The organism is Pseudomonas sp. SO81 (genome assembly GCF_030374125.1).
Taxonomy (GTDB): Bacteria; Pseudomonadota; Gammaproteobacteria; order Pseudomonadales; family Pseudomonadaceae; genus Aquipseudomonas.
In genome coordinates, this window is sequence record NZ_CP126126.1 from 4,346,208 (window position 1) to 4,363,285 (window position 17,078).

Annotated in this window: 14 protein-coding genes; 11 read left to right on the plus strand and 3 right to left on the minus strand. The window is 65.2% G+C overall.

The annotated features are described in order from the left end of the window. Window positions 1-49 precede the first annotated feature (49 nt). The 3 genes from OH686_RS20675 to phhA form a co-directional block, all read right to left on the minus strand. Complete coding sequence (locus OH686_RS20675) at window positions 50-1,246, minus strand: amino acid aminotransferase (protein WP_289534905.1); 1,197 nt, start codon at window positions 1,244-1,246, stop codon at window positions 50-52. Next, window positions 1,243-1,596, minus strand: a complete 354-nt coding sequence (locus tag OH686_RS20680; protein WP_289534907.1) for a 4a-hydroxytetrahydrobiopterin dehydratase — start codon at window positions 1,594-1,596, stop codon at window positions 1,243-1,245. Before OH686_RS20680 ends, OH686_RS20675 begins: the two co-directional genes overlap by 4 nt. A gap of 66 nt (window positions 1,597-1,662) precedes the next feature. Continuing rightward, window positions 1,663-2,448: a phenylalanine 4-monooxygenase gene (phhA, locus tag OH686_RS20685; protein ID WP_289534908.1), complete on the minus strand. Its 786-nt coding sequence runs from the start codon at window positions 2,446-2,448 to the stop codon at window positions 1,663-1,665. Between the two features lie 274 nt (window positions 2,449-2,722). On the opposite strand from phhA, the gene OH686_RS20690 reads away from it, so the two are divergent. The 11 genes from OH686_RS20690 to aruF all read left to right on the plus strand — a co-directional run bounded on the left by OH686_RS20690 (window position 2,723) and on the right by aruF (window position 17,022). Next, window positions 2,723-4,276, plus strand: coding sequence for a sigma-54-dependent transcriptional regulator (locus tag OH686_RS20690; protein ID WP_289534909.1), 1,554 nt, complete (start codon window positions 2,723-2,725; stop codon window positions 4,274-4,276). A 347-nt stretch (window positions 4,277-4,623) separates the two neighbouring features. After that, a complete protein-coding gene (acs, locus tag OH686_RS20695) occupies window positions 4,624-6,579 on the plus strand; it encodes an acetate--CoA ligase (protein ID WP_289534911.1) in 1,956 nt (651 codons plus the stop codon). Between the two features lie 494 nt (window positions 6,580-7,073). After that, complete coding sequence (gene aotJ / locus OH686_RS20700) at window positions 7,074-7,850, plus strand: L-arginine-binding protein AotJ (protein WP_137971735.1); 777 nt, start codon at window positions 7,074-7,076, stop codon at window positions 7,848-7,850. A gap of 128 nt (window positions 7,851-7,978) precedes the next feature. Then, complete coding sequence (locus tag OH686_RS20705; RefSeq protein ID WP_289534913.1) at window positions 7,979-8,668, plus strand: ABC transporter permease; 690 nt, start codon at window positions 7,979-7,981, stop codon at window positions 8,666-8,668. A 10-nt stretch (window positions 8,669-8,678) separates the two neighbouring features. Continuing rightward, window positions 8,679-9,377, plus strand: a complete 699-nt coding sequence (locus OH686_RS20710; RefSeq protein ID WP_289534914.1) for an ABC transporter permease — start codon at window positions 8,679-8,681, stop codon at window positions 9,375-9,377. Between the two features lie 10 nt (window positions 9,378-9,387). Further along, entirely contained in the window at window positions 9,388-10,500 is a 1,113-nt protein-coding gene (locus OH686_RS20715; protein WP_289534915.1) for a succinylglutamate desuccinylase/aspartoacylase family protein, read from the plus strand. Window positions 10,501-10,519: 19 nt separating this feature from the next. Next, on the plus strand, window positions 10,520-11,284 hold the full coding sequence (gene aotP, locus OH686_RS20720; protein ID WP_137971739.1) for an arginine/ornithine transport ATP-binding protein AotP: 765 nt from the start codon (window positions 10,520-10,522) through the stop codon (window positions 11,282-11,284). A 16-nt stretch (window positions 11,285-11,300) separates the two neighbouring features. Continuing rightward, a complete protein-coding gene (gene argR / locus OH686_RS20725; RefSeq protein WP_289534916.1) occupies window positions 11,301-12,287 on the plus strand; it encodes a transcriptional regulator ArgR in 987 nt (328 codons plus the stop codon). Window positions 12,288-12,551: 264 nt separating this feature from the next. Beyond that, entirely contained in the window at window positions 12,552-14,291 is a 1,740-nt protein-coding gene (locus tag OH686_RS20730; RefSeq protein ID WP_289534917.1) for a sensor domain-containing diguanylate cyclase, read from the plus strand. A gap of 325 nt (window positions 14,292-14,616) precedes the next feature. Continuing rightward, a complete protein-coding gene (locus OH686_RS20735) occupies window positions 14,617-15,837 on the plus strand; it encodes an aspartate aminotransferase family protein (protein ID WP_289534919.1) in 1,221 nt (406 codons plus the stop codon). A gap of 168 nt (window positions 15,838-16,005) precedes the next feature. Beyond that, complete coding sequence (gene aruF, locus OH686_RS20740; protein WP_289534920.1) at window positions 16,006-17,022, plus strand: arginine/ornithine succinyltransferase subunit alpha; 1,017 nt, start codon at window positions 16,006-16,008, stop codon at window positions 17,020-17,022. The last annotated feature ends 56 nt before the right edge of the window (window positions 17,023-17,078 follow it).

A 17,078-nucleotide genomic window follows, 5' to 3' on the forward strand; every position in this document is an offset into this window, starting at 1 on the left:
AATGAAAAACGCCGCCCTCGGGCGGCGTTTTCGTTCAGCGCGTAGCCCGTTATCGACAGACCTGCGCGATGGCGTCGGCCAGGTAGTCCAGGCGCTGTTCGCTCATGCCCGCCACGTTGGCGCGGCCGCTGCTGACCAGGTACACGCTGAACTCCTGGCGCAGGCGCTGCACCTGGGAGGCCGTAAGGCCGGTGTAGGAGAACATGCCGCGCTGCGCGGTGATGTGGGCGAAGCGCTCGGCCAGGCCGTGCGGCGCCAGCGCACTCACCAGCCCGTTGCGCAGGTTGGCGATGCGCAGGCGCATGGCTTCCACTTCCTCGGTCCACAGGGTGCGCAGCTGCGCGTCGCCGAGGATGCTGGCGACCACGGCGGCGCCGTGGGCCGGCGGGGTGGACCACAGGTTGCGGGCGAGGAAGGCCAGCTGGCTGCGGATGTCGATCAGCTTCTCGAAGTTCTCCGCCCGCACGATCAGCGCGCCGGTGCGCTCGCGGTACAGGCCGAAGTTCTTCGAACAGGAGCTGGTGATCAGCAGTTCCGGCAGCTCGGCGGCGAACAGGCGCACGGCCCAGGCGTCCTGCTCCAGGCCGTCACCGAAGCCCTGGTAGGCGAAGTCGATCAGCGGCAGCAGCTCGCGGGCCTTGACCACTTCCAGCACGCGCTGCCAGTCGTGCTGGCTCAGGTCGAAGCCGGTGGGGTTGTGGCAGCAGGCGTGCAGCAGCACCACGTCGCCGGCCGGCACTCGCTGCAGGGCGTCGAGCATGGCTTCCACGTCCAGGCGGTTGTCGGCGCCGACGTAGGGATAGTGCTCCACGCGCAGGCCGCAGGTGGCGAAGATGCTTTCGTGGATCGGCCAGGTCGGTGCGCTCAGCCAGATGCCACGGCCCGGCAGCTGGGCGGCGATAAAGTCGCCGGCCAGGCGCAGGGCGCCGGTGCCGCCGGGGGTCTGGGTGGCACCGGCCAGGCCAGCGCCCAGCAGCGCGTTGTCCGCGCCCAGCACCAGGCGCAGCAGTTGCTCGCCGAAGGCCGCGTCGCCGTGGCCACCGATGTAGCTCTTGGTCGGCTCGTGTTCCACCAGTTGCCGCTCGGCCAGTTTCACCGCGTAGGGGATCGGGGTGATGCCGAGGGCGTCCTTGTACACGCCCACGCCCAGGTCCAGCTTGGCCGGGTTGCTGTCCGCGCGATAGGCGTCTAGCAGGCCGAGGATCGGATCGCCCGGCACCCGGTCGATGGCGGCGAAGTGGCTCACTTGCGGCCCTCGGCGCTGGCGGCCAGCACATCGGTGCGGGCGGCCATGATGAAGTCGTTGCGGTGCAGGCCCTTCATCTCGTGGCTCCACCAGGTGACGGTGACCTTGCCCCACTCGGTGAGCAGGGCCGGGTGGTGGCCGACTTCCTCGGCGGCGGCGCCCACCGCGTTGGTGAAGGCCAGGGCATGGCGGAAGGTGCGGAACAGGTAGACGCGCTCCAGCTCCATGTGGCCGTCGCGCGTCTCGATGTTCCAGTCCGGGATCTCGCGGATCAGCGTGGCCAGCTCCTCGTCGGAGACGTGGGGCGCGTCGGCGCGGCAGGCTTCGCATTGGGCTTGGGCGAGGGACATTCTGGGCTCCTGGAGCAAAGGGTGTTTGAACGTAGAGGTTGCAAGCTTAGGACGGGTTCCGCCGGCTCACGCGGCCTTGGGCGGAAACTTCGGTGCGTGCAGGCCCAGCGCCGTGGCGTTTTGCACCATGCCCATGATGTCCTGGTGGGCCAGCTCGAACAGGCTCTTGAGCTGGGGCAGGACGAAGTACAGCGGCTGCAGGATGTCGATGCGATAGGGCGTGCGCATCGCCTCCAGCGGGTCGAACACCTGGTGCTCGGGCTCGTCGGACAGGCTGTAGACCGTCTCCTTGGGCGAGGAGAGGATGCCGCCGCCGTAGATCCGCCGGCCCTGCGGGGTATCGACCAGGCCGAACTCGATGGTCATCCAGTACAGCCGCGCCAGGTACACGCGCTGTTCCTTGGTGGCGGCCAGGCCGAGCTTGCCGTAGGTGTGGGTGAATTCGGCGAACCAGGGGTTGGTGAGCAGCGGGCAATGGCCGAAGATCTCGTGGAAGATGTCCGGCTCCTGCAGGTAGTCCAGCTCTTCCGGGGTGCGGATGAAGGTGGCGACCGGGAAGCGCTTGCTGGCCAGCAGCTCGAAGAAGGTCTGGAAGGGAATCAGCGCCGGCACCTGGGCCACGCTCCAACCGGTGGTGGCGCCCAGCACCTTGTTGATCTCGCCGAGCTGGGGAATGCGCTCGGTGGGCAGGCCGAGCTGTTCGATGCCATCGAAGTACTCCTGGCAGGCGCGGCCTTCGAGCACCTTCATCTGCCGGGTGATCAGGGTGTTCCACACCTGATGCTCGGTGTCCGAATAGTGGATGAAACCGTGTTCGTCCGGTTGCCGGGCCACGTACTGCGTGGTTTTCATCGCCTCGCCTCCTCATCTGCGGTACATGCCGCGGAATTTGTTGTGTTGCCTAAGCAGTACCGCAGAAGCGTGGGCGAGGCAGCAGGAGAGGGTGGTGCATGGCCGCACTCGTGCGGCCTTGATCGTAAATAAATCATTACGAAAGTGTTGGGGCTGCAAATCATCGCCTTGCTGCAGTTCCTGGCTGTCACATATTCTTGACGAAAAATAACGGCCGCCTTGCGAAAAAACGGCCGTGGCCCAGTCAATAATCACAATCCAGGGTCCCTCAACCGTGCGTATCAAGGTCCATTGCCAGAACCGTGTCGGCATCCTGCGCGACATCCTCGAACTGCTGGTCGATTACGGCATCAATGTCGCCCGTGGCGAAGTCGGCGGCGAGCAGGGCAACGCCATCTATCTGCACTGCCCGAACCTGATCAACCTGCAGTTCCAGGCCCTGCGGCCCAAGCTGGAGGCCATCGCCGGTGTGTTCGGGGTCAAGCGCGTCGGCCTGATGCCCAGCGAGCGCCGTCACCTGGAGCTCAACGCGCTGCTCGGCGCCCTGGATTTCCCGGTGCTGTCCATCGACATGGGCGGCTCAATAGTCGCGGCCAACCGCAGCGCCGCCCAGCTGCTCGGCGTGCGGGTGGACGAGGTGCCGGGCATGGCGCTGTCGCGCTATATCGAGGACTTCGACCTGCCCGAGCTGGTGCGCGCCAACAAGTCGCGGGTCAACGGCCTGCGGGTGAAAGTGAAGGGCGACATCTTCCTCGCCGATATCGCGCCGCTGCAGTCCGAGCACGACGAGAGCGAGGCGCTGGCCGGTGCCGTGCTCACCCTGCACCGCGCCGACCGCGTGGGCGAGCGCATCTATCACGTGCGCAAGCAGGAGCTGCGCGGCTTCGACTCGATCTTCCAGAGCTCCAAGGTGATGGCCGCCGTAGTGCGCGAGGCGCGGCGCATGGCGCCGCTGGATGCGCCGCTGCTGATCGAGGGCGAGACCGGTACCGGCAAGGAGCTGCTGGCGCGCGCCTGCCACCTGGCCAGCCCGCGCGGGCAGTCGCCGTTCATGGCGCTCAACTGCGCCGGGCTGCCGGAATCCATGGCCGAGACCGAGCTGTTTGGCTACGGCCCCGGCGCCTTCGAGGGCGCGCGGCCGGAGGGCAAGCTCGGCCTGCTGGAGCTGACCGCGGGTGGCACCCTGTTCCTCGATGGCGTCGGCGAGATGAGCCCGCGCCTGCAGGCCAAGCTGCTGCGCTTCCTGCAGGACGGCTGCTTCCGCCGGGTGGGCAGCGACGAGGAGGTGTACCTGGATGTGCGGGTGATCTGCGCCACCCAGGTCGACCTGTCCGAGCTGTGCGCCAAGGGCGAGTTCCGCCAGGACCTCTATCACCGCCTCAACGTGCTCAGCCTGCATATCCCGCCGTTGCGCGAATGTCTGGACGGCCTGGCACCGCTGGTCGAGCATTTCCTCGATTCGGCCAGCCGGCAGATCGGCTGCCCGCTGCCGAAGCTGGCGGCGCCGGCGTTCGAGCGCATGGTCCATTACCACTGGCCGGGCAACGTGCGTCAGCTGGAGAACGTGCTGTTCCAGGCCGTGTCGCTGTGCGACGGCGGCACGGTCAAGGCCGAGCATATCCGCCTGCCGGACTACGGCGCGCCGCAGCCGCTCGGCGAGTTCTCCGTCGAGGGCGATCTGGACAGCATCCTCGGCCGCTTCGAGAAGGCGGTGCTGGAGCGTCTGTACGCCGAGCACCCGAGCAGCCGCCAGCTGGGCAAGCGCCTCGGCGTATCGCACACCACCATCGCCAACAAGCTGCGCCAGCACGGCCTGGGCAAGGAGTAGGGCATTGCCCTACGACCTTGGTGTAATGGTTCGCTGAATCGGGGAGGGGTAAAAAGTCAGTCGTCCGGCTCCTGCGAATCGGACTGCGTTTCTGACATTCCTCCCCGGAATGAATTGGCGGCGGCCCTGGTGGGTCGCCTTTTTTTTTATGTCCGCCATCCTTGGCGGCCACCCTTCGGGCCGTCGCAGGGCGACGTTAAAAATCGCTCTCGGCGATTTTTTGTCCCCCCTTTTCGGGGCTGAGACCAAGGTCGTAGAGCGGTAAGACCATGGTCGAATGGCCCCACGAAAGGGTGGGGGATACAAAAGGCGGCATACAAAAACAACCGCGCCGCCGAGGTATCCACATGTCCGCTGCTTCTCTCTATCCGGTCCGCCCCGAGGTGGCCGCCAACACGCTGACCGACGAAGCCACCTACAAGGCGATGTACCAGCAGTCGGTGATCAACCCGGACGGCTTCTGGCGTGAGCAGGCCAAGCGCATCGACTGGATCAAGCCGTTCACCAAGGTCAAGCAGACCTCGTTCGACGACCACCATGTCGACATCAAGTGGTTCGCCGACGGCACCCTCAACGTCTCGGCCAACTGCCTGGACCGCCACCTGGCCGAACGCGGCGATCAGCTCGCGATCATCTGGGAGGGTGACAACCCGTCCGAGCACAAGGAAATCACCTACCGCCAGCTGCACGAACAGGTCTGCAAGTTCGCCAACGCCCTGCGTGGCCAGGACGTGCACCGCGGCGACGTGGTGACCATCTACATGCCGATGATTCCGGAAGCCGTGGTCGCCATGCTGGCCTGTGCACGTATCGGCGCCATCCACTCCGTGGTATTCGGCGGCTTTTCGCCGGAGGCCCTGGCCGGGCGCATCATCGACTGTCAATCCAAGGTGGTGATCACCGCTGACGAAGGCCTGCGCGGCGGCAAGAAGGTCCCGCTGAAGGCCAACGTCGACGACGCCCTGACCAACCCCGAGACCCGCAGCATCCAGAAGGTCATCGTGGTCAAGCGCACCGGTTCCGAGATCAAGTGGAACCAGCACCGCGATATCTGGTTCGAGGACCTGATGAAGGTGGCCGGCAGCGTCTGCGCCCCGAAGGAAATGGGCGCCGAAGAGGCGCTGTTCATCCTCTACACCTCCGGCTCCACCGGTAAGCCCAAGGGCGTGCTGCACACCACCGGCGGCTACCTGGTGTACGCCGCGCTGACCCACGAGCGAGTGTTCGACTACAAGCCGGGCGAAGTCTACTGGTGCACCGCCGACGTGGGCTGGGTCACCGGCCACAGCTACATCGTCTACGGTCCGCTGGCCAACGGCGCCACCACCTTGCTGTTCGAGGGCGTGCCGAACTACCCGGACGTGACCCGCGTCGCCAAGATCATCGACAAGCACAAGGTCAACATCCTCTACACCGCACCGACCGCCATTCGCGCCATGATGGCCGAGGGCAAGGCCGCCGTGGAGGGAGCCGATGGCTCCAGCCTGCGCCTGCTCGGCTCGGTGGGCGAGCCGATCAACCCGGAGGCCTGGCACTGGTACCACGAGAACGTCGGCCGCGAGCGCTGCCCGATCGTCGACACCTGGTGGCAGACCGAGACCGGCGGCGTGCTGATCAGCCCGCTGCCGGGCGCCACCGCGCTCAAGCCGGGCTCGGCCACCCGTCCGTTCTTCGGCGTGCAGCCGGCGCTGGTGGACAACCTGGGCAACCTGATCGAGGGTCCTGCCGAAGGCAATCTGGTGATCATCGACTCCTGGCCGGGCCAGGCGCGCAGCCTGTACGGCGATCACGACCGCTTCGTCGACACCTACTTCAAGACCTTCAAGGGCATGTACTTCACCGGTGACGGCGCCCGTCGCGATGAAGACGGCTACTGGTGGATCACCGGCCGGGTCGATGACGTGCTCAACGTCTCCGGCCACCGCATGGGCACCGCCGAGATCGAGAGCGCCATGGTCGCCCACCCGAAAGTCGCCGAGGCCGCCGTGGTCGGCGTGCCGCACGACATCAAGGGGCAGGGCATCTATGTCTACGTGACCCTGAACGCAGGCGAGGAAACCTCCGAGCAGTTGCGTCAGGAACTGAAGAACTGGGTGCGCAAGGAGATCGGCCCGATCGCCTCGCCAGACGTCATCCAGTGGGCTCCGGGACTACCGAAGACCCGCTCGGGCAAGATCATGCGCCGTATCCTGCGCAAGATCGCCACCGCCGAATACGATTCCCTCGGCGACATCTCCACGCTGGCCGACCCCGGCGTGGTGCAGCACCTCATCGACACTCATCGCACCATGCAGGTCGCCTGATCGGGCGGTTGCGCGGACGTGCAGAACCCCGGCCACAAGCCGGGGTTTGTTTTTTGCGGCGCCGAATACCGATTTTTCCCGATAAGGCGTAACCCCCAGGGTAACGCCGTGCGCCGATTCGGGGCGGCTGGGAACACTCGCTGCACACTGGCGGATCAGAAAAACCGGGAGGAGGGTGCCGCGCCCACTGAATTCAAGGCTTTGGCCATAGCTGGCGTGCTTATTGCCTTGATACTGGGTTGTGTTTTTATGTCCTGCCGGTCACGTTTCGGTTGACCTGTCAATACGCGCTCAGCGCCCGTCCTGCCCTTCTGTAATTTGTTGTCGCTTTGAGGAAATATCGACCTATCCCCGGTCGATAGAATGCCGCCCACTTGGCCGAGCCTATTGCCGCACATTCTGCGCCGGCAAACATGGCGACACTTTCTACAATTCATCAAGGCCATGGCGAACCTCATTCTGCCAAACGCTGTACCCATTCGAAGGAGCACAAGATGAAGAAGATCGTACTTCTCGGCGCACTGGCGCTTTCCGCTTTCAGTGCGCTGGTCCAGGCAGAAGACAAACCGCTGCGCATCGGTATCGAGGCGGCCTACCCACCCTTCGCCTTCAAGCAGCCCGACGGCAGCATCACCGGCTTCGACTACGACATCGGCAACGCCCTGTGCGAAGAGATGAAGGTCAAGTGCCAGTGGATCGAGCAGGAATTCGACGGTCTGATCCCGGCCCTCAAGGTGCGCAAGTTCGACGCCGTTTTGTCGTCCATGTCCATCACCGAAGAGCGCAAGAAGTCCGTGGACTTCACCGGCAAGTACTACCACACCCCCGCCAAGCTGGCGATGAAGGCCGGTACCGAGCTGAAAGACCCGCTGGTGGACCTGAAAGGCAAGAAGGTCGGCGTGCAGCGCGCGTCCATCTATGACCGCTACGCCACCGAAGTCTTCGCCCCGGCCGGCGTCGAAGTGGTGCGCTACAGCTCGCAGAACGAGATCTTCCTGGACCTGGCCTCGGGCCGTCTGGACGCCACCCTGGCCGACGTCGTCAACATCGATGACGGCTTCCTCAAGACCGACGCCGGCAAGGGCTTCGCCCTGGTGGGCCCGGACTACACCGAAGAGAAATACTTCGGCAACGGTGCCGGCATCGCCGTGCGCAAGGGCGACAAGGCCCTGGCCGACAAGATCAGCGCCGCCATCCTGGCGATCCGCGCCAACGGCAAGTACAAGGAAGTGCAGGACAAGTACTTCCAGTTCAACGTCTACGGCGAGTAACGCCGCAGCGCTCGCCCTTCCCGTATGGGGAGGGCGTTGCGCGGGCCGGGTGAGCGAGCAGCTCTGCCGGACTCACCCAGCCCCGCCCTAGTAAGGGCCTCCTCCTGTGTATCCAGAGGATAGATTCCATGTTCAACGGCTACGGCTCGACCATTCTCGATGGCGCTTGGCTCACCGTGCAGCTGGCCGCGCTATCGATGGCGGTGGCCATCGTGCTCGGTCTGTTCGGTGCGGCCTGTCGCCTGTCGCCCATGAAGTGGCTCGCCCTGATGGGTGATGCCTACGCCACGGTGATTCGCGGCATTCCCGATCTGGTACTGATCCTGCTGATCTTCTATGGCGGCCAGGATCTGGTGAATCGTATCGCCCCGCTGGTGGGCTACGAAGATTACATCGACATCAATCCGTTCATTGCCGGTGTCGGTACCCTGGGCTTCATCTATGGCGCCTACCTGTCCGAGACCTTCCGCGGTGCCTTCATGGCCATCCCCAAGGGCCAGGGCGAGGCGGGCATGGCCTACGGCATGAGCCCGCTGCGGGTGTTCTTGCGCATTCTGGTGCCGCAGATGATCCGCCTGGCCATTCCCGGCGCGACCAACAGCTGGCTGGTGCTGGTCAAGGCCACCGCGCTGATTTCCCTGGTCGGCCTGCAGGACATGATGGCCCGCGCCAAGAGCGCCGGCGACGCGACCCGCGAGCCGTTCACCTACATCCTTCTGGCGGCAGCCATCTATCTGGTGCTGACCAGCGTGTCGCTGGTGGTGTTGCGCTACCTCGAACGCCGCTATTCGGTCGGCGTGAAGACGGCCGAAATCTGAGGGAGTTGTCATGCTTTTCGACTACAACGTGGTACTCGACAGTCTGCCGCTGTATTTCGGCGGTGTGCTGGTCACCCTCAAGCTGCTGGTGATTTCCCTGGCCGTCGGCCTGCTGGCAGCCGTGCCGCTGGCGATGATGCGCGTGTCCAAGCAGGCCGCGATCAACTTCCCGGCCTGGCTCTACACCTATGTGATCCGTGGCACGCCGATGCTGGTGCAGCTGTACCTGCTGTACTACGGCCTGGCCCAGTTCGAGGCGGTGCGCGAGAGCTTCATGTGGCCATACCTGTCCAACGCCACCTTCTGCGCCTGCCTGGCCTTCGCCATCAACACCAGTGCGTATAGCGCCGAGATCCTCGCCGGCAGCCTCAAGGCCACCCCTTATGGCGAGATCGAGGCGGCCAAGGCCATGGGCATGTCGCGCGGCAAGCTGTATCGCCGCATCCTCCTGCCGTCCGCGCTGCGCCGTGCACTGCCGCAGTACAGCAACGAGGTGATCATGATGCTGCACACCACTAGCCTGGCCTCGGTGGTGACCCTGATCGACATCACCGGCGCCGCCAAGACCGTCAACTCGCAGTACTACCTGCCGTTCGAGGCCTACATCACCGCCGGCGTGTTCTACCTGTGCCTGACCTTCGTCCTGGTACGCCTGTTCAAGCTGGCCGAGCGCCGCTGGCTGGCCTACCTGGCCCCGCGCAAGCACTGAGACCGACGCCATGCAACGCATCGACCACCGCCTGCCCTGGGGTTGCCCCGGCACCGAACGCACGCTGAGCGTGTTCCGTTTCGGCGCGGGCGAGCGCAAGGCCTATATCCAGGCCAGCCTGCATGCCGACGAGCTGCCGGGCATGCGCGTGGCGGTGGAACTCAAGCGCCGCCTGGCCGAGCTGGAAGGGCAGGGTCGTGTGCAGGGCGTGATCGAACTGGTGCCGGTGGCCAACCCCATCGGCCTCGGCCAGATGTTCCAGGCCACCAGCCAGGGGCGTTTCGAGCTGGGCAGCGGCAAGAACTTCAATCGCGACTTCGCCGACCTGGCCGAACTGGTGGCGCCGCAGCTGCAAGGCCGCCTGGGGGACGATGCCCAGGCCAACGTGCGGCTGATCCGCCAGGCCATGCTCGAAGCGCTCGACGCACTGCCAGGCGCCGGCTCGGAGCTGCAAGGCCTGCAGCGCCTGTTGCTGCGCCATGCCTGCGACGCCGATCTGGTGCTCGACCTGCATTGCGATTTCGAGGCGGTGGCGCACCTGTACATGATTCCGCAACAGACCGAGGCCTTCGCCACCCTGGCCGCGCGCCTGCAGGCCGGTGCCGTGCTGGTCGCCGAAGATACCGGCGGCAGTTCCTTCGACGAGGCCTGCTCCATGGCCTGGCTGCGTCTGTCGCGCAGCTTCCCGCAGGCGGCCGTGCCGCTGGCCTGCCAGGCGGCGACGGTGGAGCTGGGCGGCATGCTGGATACCGAACGCGAGCGCGCCGAGGCCAGCGCCGAGGCCATCCTCGCCTGCCTCGCCGAGCATGGCCTGATCGACGGCGACTGGCCGGCGGCGCCCGCACCGAGCTGCGTGGCCACGCCCTTCGCCGGTGCCGAGTACGCCTATGCGCCGCATCCCGGCGTGGTCAGCTTCCTGCAGCCGGTCGGCGCCTGGGTGGTGGCTGGCGATCCGTTATTCGAAGTCATCGACCCGCTGGAGGATCGCCACAGCATCGTGCGCGCTTCCACCTCCGGCGTGCTCTATGTGCGCGAGCGCCTGCGCTTCGCCCAACCCGGACTCTGGCTGGCCAAGGTGGCCGGTCATCAACCCATTCGTCAGGGTCGCCTGCTGAGCGACTGAGCCATACGAGAGACCAACCATGTACAAACTCGAAGTTCAGGATCTGCACAAACGCTACGGCGACCACGAAGTGCTGAAAGGCGTGTCCCTGGCGGCCAAGGCTGGCGACGTGATCAGCATCATCGGCTCGTCTGGCTCGGGCAAGAGCACCTTCCTGCGCTGCATCAACATGCTCGAGCAGCCGCACGGCGGCAAGATCCTGCTCAACGGCGAGGAGCTCAAGCTGGTGGCCAACAAGGACGGCGCGCTCAAGGCAGCCGATGCCAAGCAGCTGCAGCGCATGCGCTCGCGCCTGTCCATGGTGTTCCAGCACTTCAACCTGTGGTCGCACATGAGCGCCCTGGAGAACGTCATCGAGGCGCCCGTGCACGTGCTCGGCGTGCCGAAGAAGGAAGCCATCGAGAAGGCCGAGCACTACCTGGCCAAGGTCGGTGTGGCGCACAGGAAAGATGCGTACCCGGCACATATGTCCGGTGGCGAGCAGCAGCGCGTGGCCATCGCCCGTGCCCTGGCCATGGAGCCGGAAGTCATGCTGTTCGACGAGCCGACCTCGGCCCTCGATCCGGAGCTGGTCGGCGAAGTGCTCAAGGTGATGCAGGACCTGGCCCAGGAAGGCCGCACCATGGTGGTGGTGACCCACGAGATGGGCTTCGCCCGCGAGGTGTCCAACCAGCTGATCTTCCTGCACAAGGGCCTGGTGGAAGAAACCGGCTGCCCGAAACAGGTGCTGGCCAATCCGCAATCCGAGCGCCTGAAGCAGTTCCTTTCCGGCAGCCTGAAGTAAGCACTAGACTGCCTCCATGACCTCGACTGCCCACTGCATTGCCTTCCTGATCTGGCCAGAAACCAGGCCCATGACCCTGGCCCTGGCCGAGGAGGCTGTGCGTGTGGCACAGCGCGTTCATCCGGAAGTGTCCTACGAGCTGCGTTTCCTGCAGGCCGAAGCCCCCAGCGCGGGAGCCTGGCAGATGCCGGGCGAGCCCTGGAGCGGTCGCCTGGAGGGTTGCAGCAAGCTGTTCCTGCTGGCCGACGAGCCGCCCGCGCAGGTGGCGCCGGCGCTGTCCTCGGCACTGAAGCAGCTGGCGCGTGCCGGTATCGCCATCGGCGGCCTCTCCGCCGGCGTCTATCCGCTGGCCCAGCTCGGCCTGCTCGACGGCTATCGCGCCGCCGTGCACTGGCGCTGGCAGGACGATTTCACCGAGCGCTTCCCCAAGGTCATCGCCACCAGCCATCTGTTCGACTGGGATCGTGACCGCCTCAGCGCCTGTGGTGGCCTGGCCGTGCTCGACCTGTTGCTGGCCGTGCTGGCTCGCGACCACGGCGCCGAGCTGGCCGGGGCGGTGAGCGAGGAGCTGGTGGTCGAGCGCATCCGCGAGGGTGGCGAGCGCCAGCGCATTCCGCTGCAGAACCGCATCGGCTCCAGCCATCCCAAGCTGACCCAGGCCGTGCTGCTGATGGAAGCCAACATCGAAGAGCCGCTGACCACCGACGAGATCGCCCAGCATGTGTGCGTGTCGCGTCGCCAGCTGGAGCGCATCTTCAAGCAGTACCTCAATCGCGTGCCCAGCCAGTACTACCTGGAGCTGCGCCTGAACAAGGCGCGCCAGCTGCTGATGCAGACCAGCAAGTCGATCATCCAGATCGGCCTGTCCTGCGGCTTCTCCTCCGGTCCGCACTTCTCCAGCGCCTACCGCAACTTCTTCGGCGCCACCCCGCGGGAAGACCGCAACCAGCGCCGCAGCGCCAGTCCCTTCGAGATCGCACCGGCGTCCGTCGAACGCGGATAGTGCAGGTTCCCCGTCGCTCGCGCGCCGTGCCTATGCCGCCGTTGCGCCGGGGTCTCTGCAGCGAGGCGCTTCGATCGGGTCATCAACAAGCCGGGCATCGAGCTCGCCGGAGGCGGCCGCTGCGCTTTTTCAGCACCATAAACCGGCCTATGCTCAGTGCGGTGCAAACCGAACAACTATAAGAAGATGCGCCTATTACGCTTGCTGCTGTGCTGCTGGATGGGTTTCGGTGCGGTCACTGTCACTGCAGCCGAGAACGCTTCGTTGCTGCTGCTGGATGAAAAGAAACCGCGCGTCGAGCTCGATAGCCATTTCGAATTTCTCGCCGATCCAAGCTCCGTCGCGGATGTCCATGCTGTCAGCCGGCTGCCCGACCAGCGCTTCACCCGCCACTCCGGCGGAGCACCGAACTTCGGTTTTACCGAAGAGCGCTACTGGTTCCGCACCCAGTTGCTGCAGGTCAACGGCGATGAAAGCTGGTTCCTGGAGTTCGGTTATCCACCCCTGGATAACATCGACGTGTTCCTGCTCGATCAGCACGGCGAGGTGCTGGTCGCCGAGCATGGTGGCGATCGACGACCGTTCGACCAGCGCCTGATCAAGAGTCGGCACTTCACGGTGGAGTTGCCATTGCCGCTCGGCGAGCCGGTCTGGTTGTATGTGGCGGTGCAGACCGAGGGGTCGCTGCAGATGCCGGCGGTACTCTCCAGTGCCCATCACTATGTGTCCACGAGTCGTACCGAGTACTACCTGCTGGGGCTCTACTACGGCGCTCTGCTGTCGATGCTGCTGTACACCCTGCTGACCTATCTGTCGGTAAGGGATGCCAGCCATCTCTATTACATTGCCTACATCGCTGCCTACGGGTTGTTCCAGCTGACGCTCAATGGCCTGGCCTTCCAGTATCTGTGGCCCCAGTTACCGAGCTGGAGCAACCGCATGCTGCCGCTCTCTATCACGGTGGCCACGCTCACCCTGATCCTGCTGACCCGCTCGTTTCTGCAGACCCGCACCCTGGCGCCGCGTATCGATCGGTTGCTGCTACTGGTACAGCGGCTGTATGTCGCGTTGGCGCTGGCTTGTCTGGTCATGCCCTACGATTGGGCTATCCGCCTGAGCACCGCGTCGGTGGTGATTTCCCCGTTGGTGGTGTTTGCGGTGGCGGTGCGGATCTTCTGGGCTGGTTATCGCCAGTCGCGTTTCTTCCTGCTGGCATTCACCGTGCTGCTGCTGGGCATGGTGCTGTACGCGCTGAAGACCTTCCACGTGCTGCCAGGTACCTATCTCACGGAGTACGCCCTGCAGATCGGCTCTGCCTTGCAGATGATCCTGCTGGTGGTGGCGCTGGCCGACCGCATGCGCCTGTTGAAGCAGGAGAACCTGCGTATCGAGCAGGAGGCGCGGGTGTTGCTCGAGCAGCGGGTGCTGGAACGCACGGAAGAGCTCAACAGCGCGTTGCTCGAGCTGAGTGACAAGAACCGCCAGCTCAGCGAGCTAAGCACGATCGACGGGTTGACCGGGGTGTATAACCGCGCCCATCAGGAAGAGGTCCTCGCGACGGAGTGGGCGCGGGCCTGCCGGCAGAAGGGCCCGCTGTCGGTGCTGATGGTCGACATCGACCATTTCAAGCGCATCAATGACAACCACGGGCATCAGTCCGGTGACGCCGTGCTCAAGACGGTCGCGACGCTTATCAAGGGCTTTGCCAAGCGCAAGGCCGATGTGGTGTGCCGTTATGGCGGTGAAGAGTTCATGGTGATTCTGCCGGACACCACGCTGGACGGCGCCCGGCTAGTCGCAGAGGGTATTCGCCAGGCCCTGGCTGAGCTCGATATTCCGCTGGTTGACGAGGTTATCAAGGTCACCGCCAGCATCGGCCTGGCATCGGCGATTCCCGGTTCGCCGGCTCAGGACGAGTTGGTGGCGCTGGTCGGCGCGGCAGATGCCGCGCTGTATCGGGCCAAGCAGGAAGGGCGCAATCGGGTTTGCCTGGGCAGCGCTTAGCCCGGCCGGCGTGTTGCCGAGTCCGGCTCTCGCGGCTGGCAACTGAGGGGGCAGCGCAATCGTCGGTGCGGCTTGCGTGTCGGTCGGCACGCCTCGATGTCCATTGCGCCTCCCGCTTTTTTCCTCTGGGCACCGCCGATGCCGTCGCGCAGCGTTTAAACTGCGCAATTCCGGAGCTTTCTGTCGCATTGCCGAAAGCCCAGGAAAACCGCGGGTTGCCGCTGTAAGAAGTTGTCGCATGGCGGCAATGCGGGCCCGTGGGCAGCCCCTACAATCCTTTCATCACCTGCCATTTGTGCGGTGTTCGTTATTCAGGAGAGCCCCGATGTCCGTTCAGCACGATCCGGTGCAACGCGCCGATTTCGATCAGTATCTGGTCCCCAACTATGCCCCCGCCGCCTTCATTCCGGTGCGCGGCCAGGGCTCCCGAGTCTGGGATCAGAGCGGTCGCGAGCTGATCGATTTCGCCGGTGGCATCGCCGTCAACTCCCTCGGCCACTGCCACCCGGCGCTGGTCAAGGCGCTGACCGAGCAGGCCAATACCCTGTGGCACATCTCCAACGTGTTCACCAACGAGCCGACCCTGCGCCTGGCCCACAAGCTGGTCGATGCGACCTTCGCCGAACGCGTGTTCTTCTGCAACTCCGGCGCCGAGGCCAACGAGGCCGCCTTCAAGCTGGCTCGTCGTGTCGCCCATGACCGTTTCGGTCCGGAGAAGTGCGAGATCATCGCCGCGCTCAACAGCTTCCACGGTCGTACCCTGTTCACCGTCAGCGTCGGCGGCCAGCCCAAGTATTCAGACGGCTTCGGTCCGAAGATCCAGGGCATCAGCCATGTTCCGTACAACGACCTGGACGCACTGAAGGCGGCCATCTCCGACAAGACCTGCGCCGTGGTGATCGAGCCTATCCAGGGCGAGGGTGGCGTGCTGCCGGCCAACCAGGCCTACCTGGAAGGCGCCCGCAAGCTGTGCGACGAGCACAACGCGCTGCTGGTGTTCGACGAGGTGCAGAGCGGCATGGGTCGTACCGGCGAGCTGTTCGCCTACATGCACTACGGCGTCACCCCGGACATCCTCTCCAGTGCCAAGAGCCTGGGCGGCGGTTTCCCCATCGGCGCCATGCTGACCACCACCGAGCTGGCCAAGCACCTGGCCGTCGGCACCCACGGCACCACCTACGGCGGCAATCCGCTGGCCTGTACGGTGGCCGAGGCAGTGCTGGACGTGGTCAACACCCCGGCGGTGCTGAACGGCGTCAAGGCCAAGAGCGCCCAGTTCAAGCAGCGCCTGCAGGCGATCGGCGAGAAGTACGGCATCTTCAGCGAGGTCCGCGGTATCGGCCTGCTGCTCGGCTGCGCCCTGACCGATGCCTGGAAGGGCAAGGCCAAGAGCGTGCTGGACGCCGCCACCGCCGAGGGCGTGATGGTGCTGCAGGCCGGTCCGGACACCGTGCGCTTCGCCCCCAGCCTGGTGGTGGAGGATGCCGACATCACCGAGGGCCTGGATCGCTTCGAGCGCGCCGTGGCCAAGCTGGTCCAGGGCTGATCCGCGCTCGGTAGCGGCGGCGCAGGGTTGCGCCGCCGGTTCTTCAGGACGAACCGCTCCACGTGTGATCGGAATCTCCGATCCTTCTCCAGAGGGTCATGAATCTTCTGGGGCTTTTATTCGAAAACCGTTCCGCCCAGGCGGAGCGCCGTTCAAAGGAGTAACGCCATGCTGGTGATGCGCCCCGCGCAGATGTCCGACCTTGCCGAGGTGCAGCGTCTGGCTGCGGACAGTCCGGTGGGTGTTACTTCGCTGCCGGACGACGCCGGTCGCCTGAGCGACAAGATCGCCGCGTCCGAGGCGTCCTTCGCCGCCGAGGTGATCTTCAACGGCGAGGAGAGCTATTTCTTCGTGCTCGAAGACAGCAGCAGCGGCAAGCTGCTCGGCTGCTCGGCCATCGTCGCTTCCGCCGGCTACTCCGAACCCTTCTACAGCTTCCGCAACGAGACCTTCGTGCACGCCTCGCGCGAGCTGAAGATCCACAACAAGATTCACGTCCTCTCGCTGTGCCACGACCTGACCGGCAACAGCCTGCTGACCAGCTTCTACGTGCAGCGCGACCTGGTCGACAGCCCGTTCGCCGAGCTCAACTCGCGCGGCCGCCTGCTGTTCATGGCCGCCCATCCCGAGCGCTTCGCCGATGCGGTGGTGGTGGAGATCGTCGGCTACAGCGACGAGCAGGGCGACTCGCCGTTCTGGGACGCGGTCGGCCGCAACTTCTTCGACATGAGCTACACCGAGGCCGAGCGCCTGTGCGGCCTGAAGAGCCGCACCTTCCTTGCCGAGCTGATGCCGCATTACCCGATCTACGTGCCGCTGCTGCCGGACAGCGCCCAGGAAGCCATGGGCCAGGTCTACAGCCGCGCCCAGGTGACCTTCGATATTCTGATGCGCGAAGGCTTCGAGACCGACCACTACATCGACATCTTCGACGGCGGCCCGACTCTGCACGCGCGCACCTCGGGCATCCGTTCCATCGCCCAGAGCCGCATCGTGCCGGTGCGCGTCGGTGAGCCTGGCAAGGGCGGGCGCCAGTACCTGGTCAGTAACGGCCAGCTGCAGGACTTCCGCGCCATCGTCGCCGATCTCGACTGGGTGCCCGGCAAGCCGGTGATCCTGAGTGCCGAGGCGGCCGAGGCGCTGGGTGTGGGCGAGGGTGCCAGCGTTCGGCTGGTGGCGGTTTGATGCATTGACCCTTCTCCCACCGGGAGAAGGTGGCCCGTAGGGCCGGATGAGGGAGC

Bases quoted from the DNA above. Each gene is read 5' to 3' on its own strand.
- OH686_RS20680 (WP_289534907.1), bottom strand. From the start codon at position 1,596: ATGTCCCTCGCCCAAGCCCAATGCGAAGCCTGCCGCGCCGACGCGCCC.
- phhA (WP_289534908.1), bottom strand. From the start codon at position 2,448: ATGAAAACCACGCAGTACGTGGCCCGGCAACCGGACGAACACGGTTTC.
- acs (WP_289534911.1), top strand. From the start codon at position 4,624: ATGTCCGCTGCTTCTCTCTATCCGGTCCGCCCCGAGGTGGCCGCCAAC.
- aotJ (WP_137971735.1), top strand. From the start codon at position 7,074: ATGAAGAAGATCGTACTTCTCGGCGCACTGGCGCTTTCCGCTTTCAGT.
- OH686_RS20705 (WP_289534913.1), top strand. From the start codon at position 7,979: ATGTTCAACGGCTACGGCTCGACCATTCTCGATGGCGCTTGGCTCACC.
- OH686_RS20710 (WP_289534914.1), top strand. From the start codon at position 8,679: ATGCTTTTCGACTACAACGTGGTACTCGACAGTCTGCCGCTGTATTTC.
- OH686_RS20715 (WP_289534915.1), top strand. From the start codon at position 9,388: ATGCAACGCATCGACCACCGCCTGCCCTGGGGTTGCCCCGGCACCGAA.
- aotP (WP_137971739.1), top strand. From the start codon at position 10,520: ATGTACAAACTCGAAGTTCAGGATCTGCACAAACGCTACGGCGACCAC.
- argR (WP_289534916.1), top strand. From the start codon at position 11,301: ATGACCTCGACTGCCCACTGCATTGCCTTCCTGATCTGGCCAGAAACC.
- OH686_RS20735 (WP_289534919.1), top strand. From the start codon at position 14,617: ATGTCCGTTCAGCACGATCCGGTGCAACGCGCCGATTTCGATCAGTAT.
- aruF (WP_289534920.1), top strand. From the start codon at position 16,006: ATGCTGGTGATGCGCCCCGCGCAGATGTCCGACCTTGCCGAGGTGCAG.